Annotated in this window: 11 protein-coding genes; 4 read left to right on the top strand and 7 right to left on the bottom strand. The window is 65.5% G+C overall.

Annotated elements, in window-relative coordinates; genetic code table 11:
- Positions 1-175 precede the first annotated feature (175 nt).
- A complete protein-coding gene (gene typA / locus F3J14_RS01750) occupies positions 176-2,002 on the bottom strand; it encodes a translational GTPase TypA (RefSeq protein ID WP_006752282.1) in 1,827 nt (608 codons plus the stop codon).
- A 324-nt stretch (positions 2,003-2,326) separates the two neighbouring features.
- On the opposite strand from typA, the gene F3J14_RS01745 reads away from it, so the two are divergent.
- The 4 genes from F3J14_RS01745 (at position 2,327) to F3J14_RS01730 (ending at position 7,266) form a co-directional block, all read left to right on the top strand.
- Positions 2,327-2,821, top strand: coding sequence for a MarR family transcriptional regulator (locus F3J14_RS01745; RefSeq protein ID WP_166721500.1), 495 nt, complete (start codon positions 2,327-2,329; stop codon positions 2,819-2,821).
- 84 nt (positions 2,822-2,905) lie between these two features.
- Positions 2,906-4,402 carry an efflux transporter outer membrane subunit gene (locus F3J14_RS01740; protein WP_166721499.1) on the top strand — a complete coding sequence of 499 codons (1,497 nt, stop codon included), beginning with the start codon at positions 2,906-2,908 and terminating at the stop codon, positions 4,400-4,402.
- 52 nt (positions 4,403-4,454) lie between these two features.
- Positions 4,455-5,678: an HlyD family secretion protein gene (locus F3J14_RS01735; protein WP_166721498.1), complete on the top strand. Its 1,224-nt coding sequence runs from the start codon at positions 4,455-4,457 to the stop codon at positions 5,676-5,678.
- 28 nt (positions 5,679-5,706) lie between these two features.
- Positions 5,707-7,266 (top strand): DHA2 family efflux MFS transporter permease subunit, encoded by a 1,560-nt coding sequence (locus tag F3J14_RS01730; RefSeq protein WP_166721497.1) that lies wholly within the window; start codon positions 5,707-5,709, stop codon positions 7,264-7,266.
- Positions 7,267-7,358: 92 nt separating this feature from the next.
- On the opposite strand, the gene truB is transcribed toward F3J14_RS01730, so the two are convergent.
- The 6 genes from truB to rluB all read right to left on the bottom strand — a co-directional run bounded on the left by truB (position 7,359) and on the right by rluB (position 15,897).
- Positions 7,359-8,291, bottom strand: coding sequence for a tRNA pseudouridine(55) synthase TruB (gene truB / locus F3J14_RS01725; RefSeq protein ID WP_166721496.1), 933 nt, complete (start codon positions 8,289-8,291; stop codon positions 7,359-7,361).
- A gap of 13 nt (positions 8,292-8,304) precedes the next feature.
- Positions 8,305-8,703 carry a 30S ribosome-binding factor RbfA gene (gene rbfA, locus F3J14_RS01720; RefSeq protein WP_166721495.1) on the bottom strand — a complete coding sequence of 133 codons (399 nt, stop codon included), beginning with the start codon at positions 8,701-8,703 and terminating at the stop codon, positions 8,305-8,307.
- A gap of 114 nt (positions 8,704-8,817) precedes the next feature.
- On the bottom strand, positions 8,818-11,736 hold the full coding sequence (infB, locus tag F3J14_RS01715) for a translation initiation factor IF-2 (RefSeq protein WP_166721494.1): 2,919 nt from the start codon (positions 11,734-11,736) through the stop codon (positions 8,818-8,820).
- 91 nt (positions 11,737-11,827) lie between these two features.
- The gene (gene nusA, locus F3J14_RS01710; RefSeq protein WP_006752290.1) at positions 11,828-13,303 is read right to left on the bottom strand and encodes a transcription termination factor NusA; all 1,476 of its coding nucleotides are present in this window, start codon (positions 13,301-13,303) and stop codon (positions 11,828-11,830) included.
- Positions 13,303-13,761, bottom strand: a complete 459-nt coding sequence (gene rimP, locus F3J14_RS01705) for a ribosome maturation factor RimP (protein ID WP_006752291.1) — start codon at positions 13,759-13,761, stop codon at positions 13,303-13,305. Before rimP ends, nusA begins: the two co-directional genes overlap by 1 nt.
- A 417-nt stretch (positions 13,762-14,178) precedes the next feature.
- Positions 14,179-15,897, bottom strand: a complete 1,719-nt coding sequence (gene rluB / locus F3J14_RS01700) for a 23S rRNA pseudouridine(2605) synthase RluB (protein WP_166721493.1) — start codon at positions 15,895-15,897, stop codon at positions 14,179-14,181.
- Positions 15,898-15,929: the final 32 nt, after the last annotated feature.

Here is a 15,929-nt window from a genome sequence, read left to right as displayed (position 1 = left end):
CCGATACCGAAGTTCACGACGACATGTGCCCGAAAGCACCGCACGACGGGGTTTTGCCGGATTGCCACGACCCTGGGGAACAGTGTTTTGCAACCACCCCGGTTGCGCATCGCGCGGATGCAAAAAAGGCCGCCCGAAGGCAGCCTTTTCCATCATGCATGGGAACGGTCGATGCTTAGTCGACTGCGCCTTCACGGCTCGCGCGGCGACGCTCGTGCTCCTTCAGGAAGCGCTTGCGCAGGCGGATCGACTGCGGCGTCACTTCGACGAGCTCGTCGTCGTCGATGAATTCGACCGCGTATTCGAGCGACATCTGGACCGGCGGCACGAGACGCACGGCTTCGTCGGTACCCGACGCACGCACGTTGGTCAGCTGCTTGCCCTTGATCGGATTCACGACGAGGTCGTTATCACGGCTGTGAATGCCGATGATCATGCCCTCATACAGCGCGTCGCCCGGCTTCACGAACATGCGGCCGCGATCCTGCAGCTTCCACAGCGCGTATGCCACTGCCGCGCCATCGTCCTGCGAGATCAGCACGCCGTTGCGGCGCTCGAAGACCGAGCCGTCCTTGACCGGTGCGTACGAGTCGAAGATGTGGCTCATCAGGCCCGTGCCGCGCGTAAGCGTCAGGAATTCGCTCTGGAAGCCGATCAGGCCACGTGCCGAGATCTTGTATTCCAGACGCGTGCGGCCGCGGCCGTCCGACGCCATGTCGAGCATTTCGCCCTTGCGGCGGCCGAGCTCTTCCATCACGCCGCCCTGGTGCTCGTCCTCGACGTCGACGGTCAGCAGCTCGTACGGCTCGTGGCGCACGCCGTCGATTTCCTGCATCACGACGCGCGGACGCGACACGGCCAGCTCATAGCCTTCCCGGCGCATGTTTTCGACGAGAATCGTCAGGTGCAGTTCGCCGCGGCCCGAGACTTCGAACACCGTTTCGTCGCCCGTGTCCTTCACGCGCAGCGCGACGTTGTGGTTCAGTTCCTTCATCAGGCGATCGCGGATCTGGCGGCTCGTCACGAACTTGCCTTCGCGGCCGGCCAGCGGCGACGAGTTGACGAGGAAGTTCATCGTCAGCGTCGGCTCGTCGACGGTGATCATCGGCAGCGCTTCCGGCGTATCCACCGCGCAGATCGTTGCGCCGATGCCGACATCTTCAATACCGTTGATCAGCACGATGTCGCCCGCTTCGGCCGAGTCGACCTGCACGCGCTCGAGGCCCGTGAACGACAGCACCTGGTTGATCTTGCGGTTCAGCACATCGCCTTCCGGGCCGAAGCGCATCGCGACCGGCTGACCCGGCTTGATGCGGCCGCGCGTGATGCGGCCGACGCCGATCCGGCCGACGTACGTCGAATAGTCGAGCGACGTGATCTGCAGCTGCAGCGGCGCGTCCGGATCGGCCGGACGGACCGGCACGTGCTGGAGAACCGCCTCGAACAGCGGGCGCATGTCGCCCTCGCGCGCCGCCGGGTCGAGCGACGCATAGCCGTTCAGGCCCGATGCGTAGACGATCGGGAAGTCGAGCTGCTCCTCGGTCGCGCCAAGCTTGTCGAACAGGTCGAAGGTCTGGTTGATGACCCAGTCGATCCGCGCACCCGGACGATCGATCTTGTTGACGATGACGATCGGCTTCAGGCCGAGCGCGAGCGCCTTCTTCGTGACGAAGCGGGTCTGCGGCATCGGGCCTTCGACCGCGTCGACGAGCAGCAGCACCGAGTCGACCATCGACAGCACGCGCTCCACTTCGCCGCCGAAGTCCGCGTGCCCCGGCGTGTCGACGATGTTGATGTGCGTGCCTTCGTATTCGACCGCGCAGTTCTTCGCGAGAATCGTGATCCCGCGCTCTTTTTCGATGTCGTTCGAGTCCATCACCCGTTCGGCAATCTGCTGGTTCTCGCGGAAGGTGCCGGACTGGCGGAGCAGTTGGTCGACGAGCGTGGTCTTGCCGTGGTCGACGTGGGCGATGATGGCGATATTGCGAAGGGCGCGGGTCATAGAAACCTGGAAATTCGTTGAACGCGCAAACGCGCACGCTCGTCAGTCACCGGGACACGTGCGCGCGCGTTGCAGCTTGGAAACCACAAATTATAGCACGTGAGTGTGGCGGGCGCCGGACTGTTCGTTGCAGCGCAACAAACGACACCGCCCTGCCGTCGTCTAAATCCGGTCACCCCGGCCTGGCCGGACGCCGAAGACCCTGACGTCGACAAGGGGATTTTGGGGCACGAAGCGCGTCGTCGCCCGTTCGATTAACATTTGCCGCGGCAAACAATTGTGCCTATACTGCTGCCTAGTCAACTATTGCAGCCTCAGGGTTTTATGTCGGATTCTCCTTCCCAATCGCCTGTTTCGCCGCTGTCCTCGTATCAGATGAACGACAGCGTCGGTTATCTGATGTCACGCGTGAAATCAGTGATGACCAACCTCGTCACGCAACGCACGCAGGAAGAGCTCGGCATCACGGGCACGCAGGCGAGCATGCTGTTCATGATCGCGGTCGGCAAATGCTCGACGGCCGCCGAGCTCGCGCGGGAATACGGGATCGACGCGAGCGCGGTCACGCGCCTGCTCGATCGCGTCGAGAAGCGTGGCCTGCTGTCCCGCGTGCGCAGCATCGAGGACCGGCGGGTCGTGCGGCTCGAGCTGACCGACGAAGGCCGCGCGCTGGCCGAGCGGTTGCCGCCGGTGTTCCGCAGCGTGCTCGACGAGCTGCTGGGCGGGTTTACGCCGGAAGAAGTCGGGTTCCTCAAGAGCATGCTGCGCCGCATTCTCAGCAACTATTGCGAGAACGCCGGCGGTAGCCTGCCGCAATAGTTGCCATAACAATTACTTTTGACAGATTAATGTAAGGAAATCCTTGCAGTGTCCATCATTCATTCCGAGTCAGGGAACAGCGCGATGAAATCCTCCCCGTTGTCCGTGCGCGCCGGGTCGTGCCGCGTCGCCGTCGCCGCCGCGCTTGCCGCGCTGGCGCTGGCGGGCTGCGCAAACTACATCGGCATCAAGAGCGACAAGCAGATCGCTCCCGCGTCGCAATTCGAAACCACCCAGAGCCTGCCGGCCCAGGGTGGCCAGTGGCCGGCGCTCGACTGGGCAAACCAGTTCGGCGATCCGCAGCTGCCGAAGCTGATCGACGAGGCGCTCCAGGGCAACCCGTCGATCGCTCAGGCGCAGGCGCGCATCGCAAAAGCATCGTCGTACATCGAATCGTCGCGCTCGAACCTGATGCCGAAGGCCGAAGCCAGCTACTCGTGGACGCGCGAGCTGTATTCGTCGAACGCGCTGTTCCCGCCCCCGTACGGCGGCCAGTGGTACAGCGAGAACAACGCGCTCGCGAGCGCGTCGTGGGATCTCGACCTGTGGGGCAAGAATCGCGAGCGCCTGCACACGGCCGTGTCGCAGGAAAAGGCCGCCGAAGCCGACATGCAACAGGCGCGCATCACGCTCGCGGCGTCGGTCGCCCGCACCTACAACTCGCTCGCGCAACTGTATGCGCTGCGCGACATCGCCCAACGCGAGATCACTAACCGCCAGACGGTCGGCAAGATCACCGACGGCCGCGTGTCGGCCGGCCTCGACACCAACGTGGAACGCCAGACCGCGCGCGGCAATATCGCGACGACGCAGGCGTCACTGTCCGACCTCGACGGCCAGATCACGACCGTGCGCTACCAGCTCGCCGCGCTGCTCGGCAAGGGTCCGGACCGCGGGCTGCAGATCGCCGAGCCGGTGATGAGCCCGGCCGGCGATGTCGCGCTGCCCGGCAACCTGCCGGCCGACCTCGTGGCGCGGCGCCCCGACATCGTCGCCGCGCGCTGGCAGGTCGAGGCCGCGATGCACGACGTGAAGGAAGCGAAGGCCGAGTTCTTCCCGGACGTGAACCTCGCGGCCGGCTTCGGCTTCGATGCGTTCGGCTGGGGCAAATTCCTGAATTTCGCGAGCCGCCAGGCGCAGTTCGGCCCGGCCATCCACCTGCCGATCTTCGATGCCGGCGCGTTGCGCGCGCAGCTCAAGGGCCGCTATGCGGACTTCGACTTGTCGGTCGCGAACTACAACCAGACGCTGATCAACGCGCTGAACGACGTCGCGACGCAGGTCGCGTCGATCCGCGCGGTCGATCGCCAGATGGATGACGCGCAGCGTGCGCTCGACGCGTCGACGCGTGCGTACGATCTCGCCGTGATTCGCTACAAGGCCGGCCTGTCGCCCCAGCTCCAGGTGCTGACCGCGGACAGCAACCGCCTCGCATCGGAACAGACGGTGACCAACCTGAAGATGCGCCGGCGCGACATGCAGCTCGCGCTGATCAAGGCGCTCGGCGGCGGGTTCGACGCGACCGGCACGCGGCTCGCCGCGCCCGACGCCGACAAGCCGACGAAACAGGCCGCCAACTGATCCGGCGCCACCACTACGCAGACACTCGAAATAACGGACGGAGAAAATCGCCATGAGCGACCCTCAACAAAACGCCGCCAGCGCACAGCCGCAGAACAACGGGAAGCGCAAACGGATGATGACGCTGCTGATCGCGGTCATCGTGATCGCGGCCATCGCGTACGGCCTGTACTACTTCCTCGTCGCGCGCTTCCATGAAGAGACCGACGACGCGTACGTGAACGGCAACGTCGTGCAGATCACGCCGCAGATCACGGGTACCGTGATCGCCGTGAAGGCCGACGATACGCAGACGGTCAAGGCCGGCGATCCGCTGGTCGTGCTCGATCCGGCCGACTCGCAGGTCGCGCTGCAGCAGGCCGAGGCCAATCTCGCGCAGACGGTGCGCCAGGTGCGCGGCCTGTTCGTCAACGACGATCAGTACCGTGCGCAAGTCGCGCTGCGCCAGTCCGACCTGTCGAAGGCGCAGGACGACCTGCGCCGCCGGGTGGCCGTCGCGCAGACGGGCGCCGTGTCGCAGGAAGAAATCTCCCACGCACGCGACGCGGTGCGCGCCGCCCAGGCGTCGGTCGACGCGGCGCAACAGCAGCTCGCATCGAACCGCGCGCTGACCGCGAACACGACGATCGCGTCGCACCCGAACGTGATGGCTGCTGCGGCGAAGGTTCGCGACGCGTACCTCGCGAACGCGCGTAACGTGCTGCCCGCGCCGGTCACCGGCTATGTCGCGAAGCGCTCGGTGCAGGTCGGCCAGCGCGTGTCGCCGGGCAACCCGCTGATGTCGGTCGTGCCGCTGAATGCAGTGTGGGTCGATGCGAACTTCAAGGAAGTCCAGCTCAAGCACATGCGCATCGGCCAGCCGGTCGAACTGACGGCCGACATCTACGGCTCGTCGGCGGTCTACCACGGCAAGGTCGTCGGCTTCTCGGCCGGGACGGGTTCGGCGTTCTCGCTGCTGCCGGCGCAGAACGCGACGGGCAACTGGATCAAGGTCGTGCAGCGCCTGCCGGTGCGTATCGAGATCGATCCGAAGGAGCTCGAGAAGCATCCGCTGCGCATCGGCCTGTCGATGCAGGTCGACGTCGACATCAAGGATGAGCGCGGCGACCAGCTCGCCAACGCGCAGAACACCGTCTACGAGACCAACGTGTTCGCGAAGTACGGCGATGCAGCCGACGCCGAGATCGCACGCATCATCGCCGAGAACGCCGGCGGCAACGCAGCGGCACCGGCCGCGGCTGCAGCGAAGTCGAGCGGCGCCGCCAAGATGATGTAACGACTCCGACTCCGGAAAAACTACCGACATGGCACAGGCTCCAGTCTCCCACCCGCCCCTGCAGGGCGGGCAACTCGTGCTCGGGACGATCGCGGTATCGCTCGCGGTGTTCATGAACGTGCTCGACACGTCCATCGCAAACGTCGCGATCCCGACCATCTCGGGCGACCTCGGCGTATCGTCCGACCAGGGTACGTGGGTCATCACGTCGTTCGCGGTCGCGAACGCGATCTCCGTGCCGCTGACGGGCTGGCTGACCGATCGCTTCGGACAGGTTCGCCTGTTCATCGCGTCGATCATCCTGTTCGTCATCTCGTCGTGGATGTGCGGGCTGGCGCCGAGCCTGCCGTTCCTGCTCGCGTCGCGCGTGCTCCAGGGCGCGGTCGCGGGGCCGATGATTCCGCTGTCGCAATCGCTGCTGCTGTCGAGCTACCCGCGCGCGAAGGCGCCGATGGCGCTCGCGCTGTGGTCGATGACGACGCTGATCGCACCGGTCGCGGGCCCGATCCTCGGTGGCTGGATCTCGGACAACTACTCGTGGCCGTGGATCTTCTACGTGAACATCCCGGTCGGCATCGCCGCCGCGCTGGCCACGTGGTCGATCTATCGCACGCGCGAATCGACGGTGCGCCGCGCGCCGATCGATGGCGTCGGCCTCGCGCTGCTCGTGCTTTGGGTCGGTTCGCTGCAGATCATGCTCGACAAGGGCAAGGATCTCGACTGGTTCGCGTCGACGACGATCATCGCGCTCGCGCTGATCGCGGTCATCTCGTTCGCGTTCTTCGTGATCTGGGAGCTGACGGCCGAACATCCGGTCGTCGACCTGTCGCTGTTCCGCATGCGCAATTTCACGGGCGGCACGATCGCGCTCGCGGTCGGCTACGGGCTCTACTTCGGCAACCTCGTGCTGCTGCCGCTGTGGCTGCAGACCCAGATTGGCTACACGGCCACCGATGCGGGCCTCGTGATGGCGCCCGTCGGGCTGTTCGCGGTCCTGCTGTCGCCGCTGACCGGCAAGTTCCTGCCGCGCACGGACCCGCGCTACATCGCGACCGCCGCGTTCCTGACGTTCGCGCTGTGCTTCTGGATGCGCTCGCGCTACACGACCGGCGTCGACGAGTGGTCACTGACGCTGCCGACGCTCGTGCAAGGCATCGCGATGGCCGGCTTCTTCATCCCGCTCGTGTCGATCACGCTGTCCGGCCTGCCCGGCCATCGCATTCCCGCGGCATCGGGCCTGTCGAACTTCGTGCGGATCATGTGCGGCGGCATCGGCACGTCGATCTTCCAGACCGCGTGGGATCACCGGAACAACTTCCACCACGCACAACTGGTCGAGCAGGCCAACCCGTACAACCCGACGTTCAACCAGGCCGTCACGCAGATGGGCAACCTCGGGCTGACGCAGAGCCAGGCGCACGGCCTCATCAACAACATGGCCACGCAGCAGGCCGCGCAACTGGGCGTGAACGATCTGTTCTACATCTCGGCGGCGATCTTCGTGCTGCTGATCGGACTGATCTGGATCACGAAGCCCGAACGCGCGGGCGGCGGCGATGCGGGTGCGGCGGCGTCGGCTGCACACTGAGCACCGCGCTCGAACGAGCGCGCCAAACAAAATAGCCCGGTCGACTCCGACCGGGCTATTTTTTCATTCCGACGGCGCTTGCGCGCCGCGCATCATGCAGCCGTCACGACAAGCCGTTCGGGTGCGAGCACGCCGTTGGCCTTGCGCGCCACGCCGAGCAGCCGTGCCGCATCGTACACACGCACACGCTCGCCCTCCGCCGCATCGATCGGATCGAGCGCCGACAGCGGCAAGCGCTGACCATGCAGGAACCGCTTCGCGCCGGCTTCGTCCAGACGCACCAGCGGAAACGTCGACAGCAGCGCGTCGACCGGCTGAAGCCACGCATCGCGCGCCGCTTCGTCCGCGTCGGACAGCGCGTCGAGCGTCACCGCATGCTCGAGCGTCAGCGCACCGACACCCGTGCGACGCAACATCGTCAGATGCGCGCCGCAACCGAGCGCTTCGCCGATATCTTCGGCCAGCGTACGCACATACGTGCCCTTGCTGCAGGTCACGCGAAACGTCACGTCCGGCAGCTCACAGGCCAGCAGGTCGAGTGCATGAATCGTCACGTTGCGGCCTTCCCGTTCGACGGTCTGGCCCGCGCGCGCATATTCGTACAGCGGCTTGCCGTCGCGCTTGAGCGCCGAATACATCGGCGGCACCTGCACGATCTCGCCGGTAAAGCGCGCGAGTGCGGCTTCCACCGCCGCCCGGTCGCATTCGACGGCGCGTGTGTCGAGCACCTCGCCTTCCGCGTCGCCGGTGGTCGTGCGTACGCCTAGACGCATCGTCGCTTCGTAGGTCTTGTCCGCTTCCAGCAAGTCCTGCGAGAACTTCGTCGCCTCGCCGAAGCACAGCGGCAACAGGCCCGAGGCCAGCGGATCGAGCGTGCCGGTGTGACCGGCTTTCTTCGCGAGAAGCAGGCGCTTCGCGCGAATCAGGGCGTCATTGCTCGACAGGCCGACCGGCTTGTCGAGCAGGAGGACGCCGTCCAGCGCGCGCCGAGGCACGCGCGGACGCTGAGGGGCTGCAGTCTTCATAGGGCGCGCGCGCTCAATCGTCCTTCGCGGGCGCGTCGGCTTCGTCGTCGTCCTTCGCGCGCGTCGAGTTGGCCTCCTTGATCAGGCGCGACATTTCCACGGCCTTCTCGATCGTCTGGTCGTAATGGAAATGCAGCGTCGGCACCGTATGAATGTGCAGACGCTTGAACAGCAGGTTGTGAAGGTGACCCGACGCGTGGTTCAGCGCTTCCTGCGTCTTTTCCGGATCGCCGGTGAGCGCCGTGAAATAGATCTTCGCGTGCGCGTAGTCCGGCGTGAGCTCCACACTCTGGATGGTCACGATACCGATGCGCGGGTCTTTGACCTCGCGCATGATGAGTTCGGACAGATCGCGCTGAATCTGGTCGGCAATCTGAACGTTGCGATTGGGGGAAGTACGTTTCCTGGACATGATCGATCCCTGATTCGTTTATCAGGATAATGCGGCCGCCTTCTGGCACGCCGCCATGAAAATGGGCGGGACAGGCCCACAAGCCTGCCCCGCCCACGAGCCGATACGCGACTATTACAGCGTACGGGCGACTTCGGTCACTTCGAAGACTTCGAACTGGTCGCCTTCGATGACGTCGTTGAAGTTCTTCACCGACATACCGCACTCGAAGCCTTGCTTCACTTCCTTCACGTCGTCCTTGAAGCGCTTCAGCGATTCGAGTTCGCCCGTGAAGATCACGACGTTGTTGCGCAGTACGCGCACCGACGACGAGCGCTTGACGATACCGTCCGTGACCATACAGCCGGCGACCGTGCCGATCTTCGGCACCTTGAACACCTGGCGCACCTCGACCATACCGGTGATGACTTCGCGCTTCTCCGGCGCCAGCATGCCCGACATCGCGGCCTTCACCTCATCCACTGCGTCGTAGATGATGTTGTAGTAGCGGATGTCGATACCGTTCGCTTCGGCCAGCTTGCGCGCCTGTGCATCCGCACGCGTGTTGAAGCCGATGATGACCGCCTTCGATGCCGTCGCGAGGTTGACGTCGTTTTCGCTGATGCCACCCACCGCGCTGTGCACGATCTGCACGCGCACTTCGTCGGTCGACAGCTTGAGCAGCGACTGCACGAGCGCTTCCTGCGAGCCCTGCACGTCCGCCTTGATGATGAGCGGCAGGTTCTGCACTTCGCCTTCGCCCATCTGCTCGAGCATGCTTTCCAGCTTCGCGGCCTGCTGCTTCGCCAGCTTGACGTCGCGGAACTTGCCCTGGCGGAACAGCGCGATTTCGCGCGCCTTGCGCTCGTCCGGCAGCACGATCACTTCCTCACCGGCACCCGGCACTTCCGACAGACCCTGGATTTCGACCGGGATCGACGGGCCGGCTTCCTTCGTCGGCTTGCCGTTCTCGTCGAGCATCGCACGCACGCGGCCATAAGCCGAGCCTGCGAGCACGACGTCGCCGCGGTTCAGCGTACCCGACTGCACCAGGATCGTCGCGACCGGGCCCTTGCCCTTGTCCAGCTTCGCTTCGATCACGATGCCCTTGGCCGGCGCCTCGATCGGTGCCTTCAGTTCCAGCACTTCGGCCTGCAGCAGCACGTTCTCGAGCAGGTCGTCGATACCGACACCCGTCTTGGCCGACACCGGCACGAACGGCGAATCGCCACCGTATTCTTCCGGCACGACGCCTTCCGCGACCAGTTCCTGCTTGACGCGGTCCGGGTTCGCTTCCGGCTTGTCGATCTTGTTGATCGCCACGACGATCGGCACGCCACCCGCCTTCGCGTGAGCGATGGCTTCCTTCGTCTGCGGCATCACGCCGTCGTCGGCAGCCACCACCAGCACCACGATGTCGGTCGCCTTCGCGCCGCGTGCACGCATTGCCGTGAACGCTTCGTGACCCGGCGTATCGAGGAACGTGATGACACCGCGCGGCGTTTCGACGTGGTATGCGCCGATGTGCTGCGTAATGCCGCCCGCTTCGCCCGCTGCAACCTTCGCGCGGCGGATGTGGTCGAGCAGCGAGGTCTTGCCGTGGTCGACGTGGCCCATCACGGTGACGACCGGCGGACGCGGCAGTTGCTCCGCATCGGTGGTGGCCTCGCCTTCGACCAGCAGCGCTTCCGGATCGTCCAGCTTCGCGGCAACCGCGCGGTGGCCCAGTTCCTCGACGACGATCATCGCCGTTTCCTGGTCCAGCACCTGGTTGATCGTGACCATCTGGCCCATCTTCATCATCACCTTGATGACTTCCGAGGCCTTGATCGACATCTTGTGCGCGAGATCGGCAACCGAGACGGTTTCCGGCACGTGCACTTCACGCACGATCGGTTCGGTCGGTGCCTGGAACGTCGATGCGCTGTCCTGGTGACGGCCACGACCCTTCGGGCCGCCGCGCCAGCCGCGGTCGACGCCGCCGCTCGAATCGCCGCGCGTCTTGATACCGCGGCGCTTGGCTGCGTCGTCCTGCCAGCCGCCCTTGCCGCCACCCGGCTTCTTGTTGCGGTCGCCCGCACCTGCCGGTGCCTGCGTCGTCGCCGGCGCTGCGCCGGCCGGCTTCTTCACGGCCGGACGTGCCGCGCCTGCGCCCGCCGGCTTTGCCGGCTTGTGCAGCGTGCCCTTCGCTTCGACCGGCTTCGGCGGTTCCACCGGCTTCGGCGGCTCGACTGCCTTGACCACGGCCTTGCGCGGCGTGTTCATCATTTCGCGGATCGCGCGCGCTTCGGCCTCGGCCGCCTCGCGACGCTTGCGAATCTCTTCCTGCTCGGCGCGCGTCTTGTCCGCCGCCTCGCGGGCAGCGTCCTCGGCCTTCTTCGCCGCTTCGCGCTGGGCCGCACGTTCGGCGGCCGCGCGTGCTTCGTCCTGCGCGGATTGCGCACCGGCCGATTCCTGCTGAGCCTCGGCGGCCTGCTGGGCGGCAGCCTGCTGTGCCGCTACGGCTTCGGCCGTGGCACGCTTCGCCGCCGCTTCTTCCTCGGCACGACGGCGCTCAGCTTCGGCCGCTTCCTCACGGGCGCGGCGCTCGGCTTCCTCGCGCTCGAGGCGCTCCTGGCGCTCGCGCAGTTCCTGCGCCTGCTTCTCGAGCAGCTCGGCCTCGCGGCGCGCTTCTTCCTCGCGACGCTTCAGTTCCGCATCGTCTTCCGCTTCGGCGACCTGCGCCTGACCCTGTTCCGCACCCTCGGCCACGTCGTCGCGCTTGACGAACGTACGCTTCTTGCGGACCTCGACCTGAATGGTGCGAGCCTTGCCCGTCGCGTCAGATTGCTTGATCTCCGACGTATGCTTGCGGGTCAGCGTGATCTTGCGCTTGTCGCCGTCGGTTGCGCCGTGCGACTTGCGCAAATGATCGAGCAGACGCGCCTTGTCCGCCTCGGACAGCGCATCGTCTTCACTCGCTTTCTGGACGCCCGCTGCCTGCAGCTGTTCGAGCAGCACACCAGCAGGCATTTTCAGTTCCGCGGCAAATTGGGCTACGTTGTTACTCGCCATTCATTCCTCTTAGTGCAAGGACCGATTCCTTGCGGTTAGCATCGGGTCAGGCCATAAGGCCGCCATCAAATCAGTGCGCCATGGTCATTTCTCACTGGAACCAGTGTTCACGTGCTTTCATGATCAACGCCTTAGCGGCATCCTCTTCCATCCCGGTCATATCGACCAGTTCATCCACAGCCAGCTCGGCGAGATCGTCCCGCGTCTGCATGCCGTGTTCGGCCAGCTTTGCGAGCAACTCCGGCGTGACGCCGTCGAGGCCCTTCAAATCCAGCGCTGCGTTTTCGACCTTTTCTTCGTTCGCGATCGCCATCGTCAACAGTGCGTCGCGTGCGCGGTTGCGCAGCTCGTGCACGGTGTCCTCGTCGAATGCCTCGATTTCGAGCATTTCGTTGAGCGGCACGTAAGCGATCTCTTCGAGGCTCGTGAAGCCTTCGTCAATCAGGATGTCGGCAACTTCTTCGTCGACGTCGAGACGCGCCATGAAGAGCGCACGCAGTCGATCGCGCTCTTCACCCTGCTTCAGGGCGGATTCGTCCGGCGTCATGATGTTGATCTGCCAGCCGGTCAGTTCACCGGCAAGGCGAACGTTCTGACCGCTGCGGCCGATCGCGACAGCCAGCTCGTTCTCGTCGACGACGACGTCCATCGAGTGCTTTTCTTCATCGACGACGATCGACTGGACGGCTGCCGGCGCGAGCGCGCCGATCACGAACTGGGCGGGATCCTCGGACCATAGCACGATGTCGATGTTTTCGCCACCAAGCTCGTTACGCACGGCCTGCACGCGGGAGCCGCGGATGCCGACGCAGGTACCGATCGGATCGATCCGCTTGTCGTAGGCGATCACGCCGATCTTCGCGCGCACGCCCGGATCGCGAGCGGCTGCCTTGATCTCGAGCAGGCCCTGCTCGATTTCCGGCACTTCCATCTCGAACAGCTTCATCAGGAACTCGGGCGCCGTGCGCGAAAGTTCGATCTGCGGACCGCGCGCGGTGCGGTCGACCTTCGCGATGTACGCACGCACGCGGTCGCCCACGCGCAGGTTTTCCTTCGGAATCAGCTGGTCGCGGCGCAGCAGCGCTTCGACGCGGCCCGATTCGACGATGAAGTTGCCCTTGTCGAGGCGCTTCACCGTACCCGTCATGATCTTTTCGCCGCGCTCGAGGTAGTCGTTCAGGATCTGCTCGCGCTCGGCATCGCGCACCTTCTGCAGGATCACCTGCTTGGCGGCCTGCGCGCCGATACGGCCGAACTCGATCGACGGCACCGGTTCCTCGACGAATTCGCCGACTTCGACGTCGGGGTTCTGCTCACGCGCTTCGAACAGCAGGATCTCGCGATCCGGCTCCTGCAAGCCTGCCTCGTCAGGGACGACGAGCCAGCGACGGAAGGTTTCGTGCTCGCCGCTTTCGCGATCGATATGGACGCGGATTTCGGCGCCTTCGTCGAACAGCTTCTTGGAAGCGGACGCGAGCGCAGCCTCGAGGGCGCCCAGCACCACATCCTTGTCGACGTTTTTCTCGCGCGCCAGCGCATCCACCAGCATCAACACTTCGCGACTCATTATTTGCGGCTCCTAAAGTCAACTTGCGGAATCAGGCGGGCTTTGTCGATGTCTGCCAGCGTGAAATCCAGCATGGCCGCCTCGCCCTTCTTCCCCTCAAATTCCAAACCGATCGTTTCGCCATTCGGCGCGTGCAGAATGCCCCGGTACGTCTTGCGCCCGTCCAGCGGCTTTTTCAAGGTCACGGAAACTTCGCTGCCGGCGAAGCGCTCGAAGTCGGCCAGTTTCTTCAACGGGCGGTCGAGCCCCGGAGACGAGACTTCGAGCCGTTCGTAATCGATGTTTTCGACCGTCAAGACGTGCTGGAGCTGACGCGTGACCTTTTCGCAATCTTCGAGCGAAATGCCGGCAAGCTGATCGATATAGATGCAAAGCATGCCGCGCCCGGTGCGCTCGAGATCCACCAGCTCGTAGCCGAGCCCGGTGACCGTGGTTTCTATCAGTTCCGTCAGTTGCACAGTGTCCTCTCAGGTGTTCGCGCCCGCCGCTCGCGATTACACCCGCGGGCGCGCGCCTTAGCCGGCGCAGGAAGCGCTACCCGAGATGCCTAACCGTTTCAGCAAAAAAAAATGGGCGGAACGCCCATCTTCTCTTACTGGTGGTCGCACCTGAGCCGCACATTGAATCCGTACGCCCAGCGACTCCGCGATTATAGCGTTTTTTGGCGCAAACGCCAAGCCAGCCGGTAAAAGCAGCGCCCAGCCCGCATTTACCGACCAAAAATGCGAAACCGGACTGTCCGACCAGGCACAATCCGGCAGCGCGATATATATACAGTCAAAAGCAAGTCATGCAACGCACGTGCCGACCGAACCGGATTCACGCCGATTTCGCCGGCACACCGGCGGCGTCACGCCGCCGTCCGCCAGAAACGCTCAGCGACCGCGCGAGCGATTGCGCTGCGGGCGCTGGCCACCGCGTGCACCACCACCGGCGTTGCCGGCGCCTTCGGCGCGATTGCCGTTCGGGTTGCGGTTGCCGCCGCCCTTGCCGCCGCCACGCTTGCCGCCCGCGCCGCCTTCACGCTTGGGACCGGCGCCATACGACGCGCGATTGCCGTCGACATCGCGGCCGCCGCCCGAGCGGTTGCCATGGCCCGACGGCGAAACCGGCAGGCTGCCGTAGCCGCTCAGGCCCGGCAGGCCCGGACCACCGCGCCGACCGCCGCCGCGACGCGGCTGGTCGAGTTGACCATGCGTGGTCAGCACCGGCTCGCGGCTGATGAAGCCCATCGACGTCTGCATCGGATCCGGCTGGCGGCGCTCGGCCGGCCCACTGCCACCGCGCTTGCCCTTTTCCTCGGACGGCGCCTTCAGGCCGACGGTCGCCATCAGCTTGCGCACCTGCGCCTCGTCGAGCTCTTCCCAACGACCGCGCTTCAGGCCGCGCGGCAGCGGAATCGGACCGTGGCGCGTACGGATCAGGCGACTCACCATCAGGCCGGCCGCTTCGAACATCCGGCGCACTTCGCGGTTGCGGCCTTCGGCCAGCGCGACGTGATACCAGTGGTTCGTGCCTTCGCCGCCGCCGTCGCGGATGCGCAGGAAGTTTGCCGGGCCGTCATCGAGTTCGACGCCATGCAGCAGCTTCTGGCGCATCCCTTCGGACAGCTCGCCGACGACACGCACCGCATACTCGCGCTCGACGCTGTAGCGCGGATGCATGAAGCGGTTCGCGAGATCGCCCGACGTGGTCAGCATCAGCAGACCTTCGGTGTTGAAGTCGAGGCGGCCCACCGCGAGCCATTTCGCCGTCTTCATCGGCGGCAGGCGATCGAACACCGACGGACGACCTTCCGGATCCGCATGGCTGACGATCTCGCCCGTCGGCTTGTGGTACAGCAGCACGCGCGGCGGCTTGTTCGGCAGCTTGCGCTTGACCGGCTTGCCGTTGATGCGGACCTGGTCGGTCGGCATGATGCGCTGGCCGATGTGCGCGGGCTCACCGTTCACCGACACGCGGCCGGCGACGATCAGCTCTTCCATTTCGCGGCGCGAGCCCATGCCGGCTTCCGCGAGCACCTTGTGAAGCTTCGGCGCGTCGTCGTCCGGCGACAGCACGCGCTTGTTCGTCGGCTGCGCGCGACCGCGACGCAGCATCGGCGCACGCACGCCGCTGCCGCCCGCCGAGTTGTCCGCGTCGAAGGCCGGCGACGTCACATAGGCGAACAGATCGTCCTGCGACACTGCATCGCCTTCGGCCTTCGCCGCGCCGCCCTCGGCCTTCGCCGGACCGCCACGCCGCCCCTGGCCGCCTTGTCCGCCCGGGGCACCCTTGGCTGCACCTTCACGCTTGCCGGCCGGCTTGCGGCCGCCCTTGGCCGCGCCTTCCTTGCGCGGTGCGCGTGCGGGCTGCGCTTCCGCGGCCTCGGCCGGCTGCGCGTCGGCGCCTTCGCCGTCCTGCGACTCGCCATCGGCGCCCTTCGACTTGGCCGCCGCGCGGCGACGCGCGATCAGGCTGCGCGGACCGCGCCGCAGGCCGCGGCGGGGACGCTCGTCACCACCCGCGGCCGGAGCGTCCTGCTCCGGCGCATCGTCGGCACGCGAGGCCTGTACGGCAGGCGCGGACGATTCAATATCGTGGATATCTGTCAAAACAACCTCAAAATGTCAGGTCTCGCGCCCGG

Origin of the sequence: Burkholderia sp. Tr-862 (assembly GCF_011753085.1) — a bacterium.
Lineage (GTDB): Bacteria > Pseudomonadota > Gammaproteobacteria > Burkholderiales > Burkholderiaceae > Burkholderia > Burkholderia ambifaria.
This window is presented reverse-complemented; position numbering and strand designations above follow the sequence as displayed.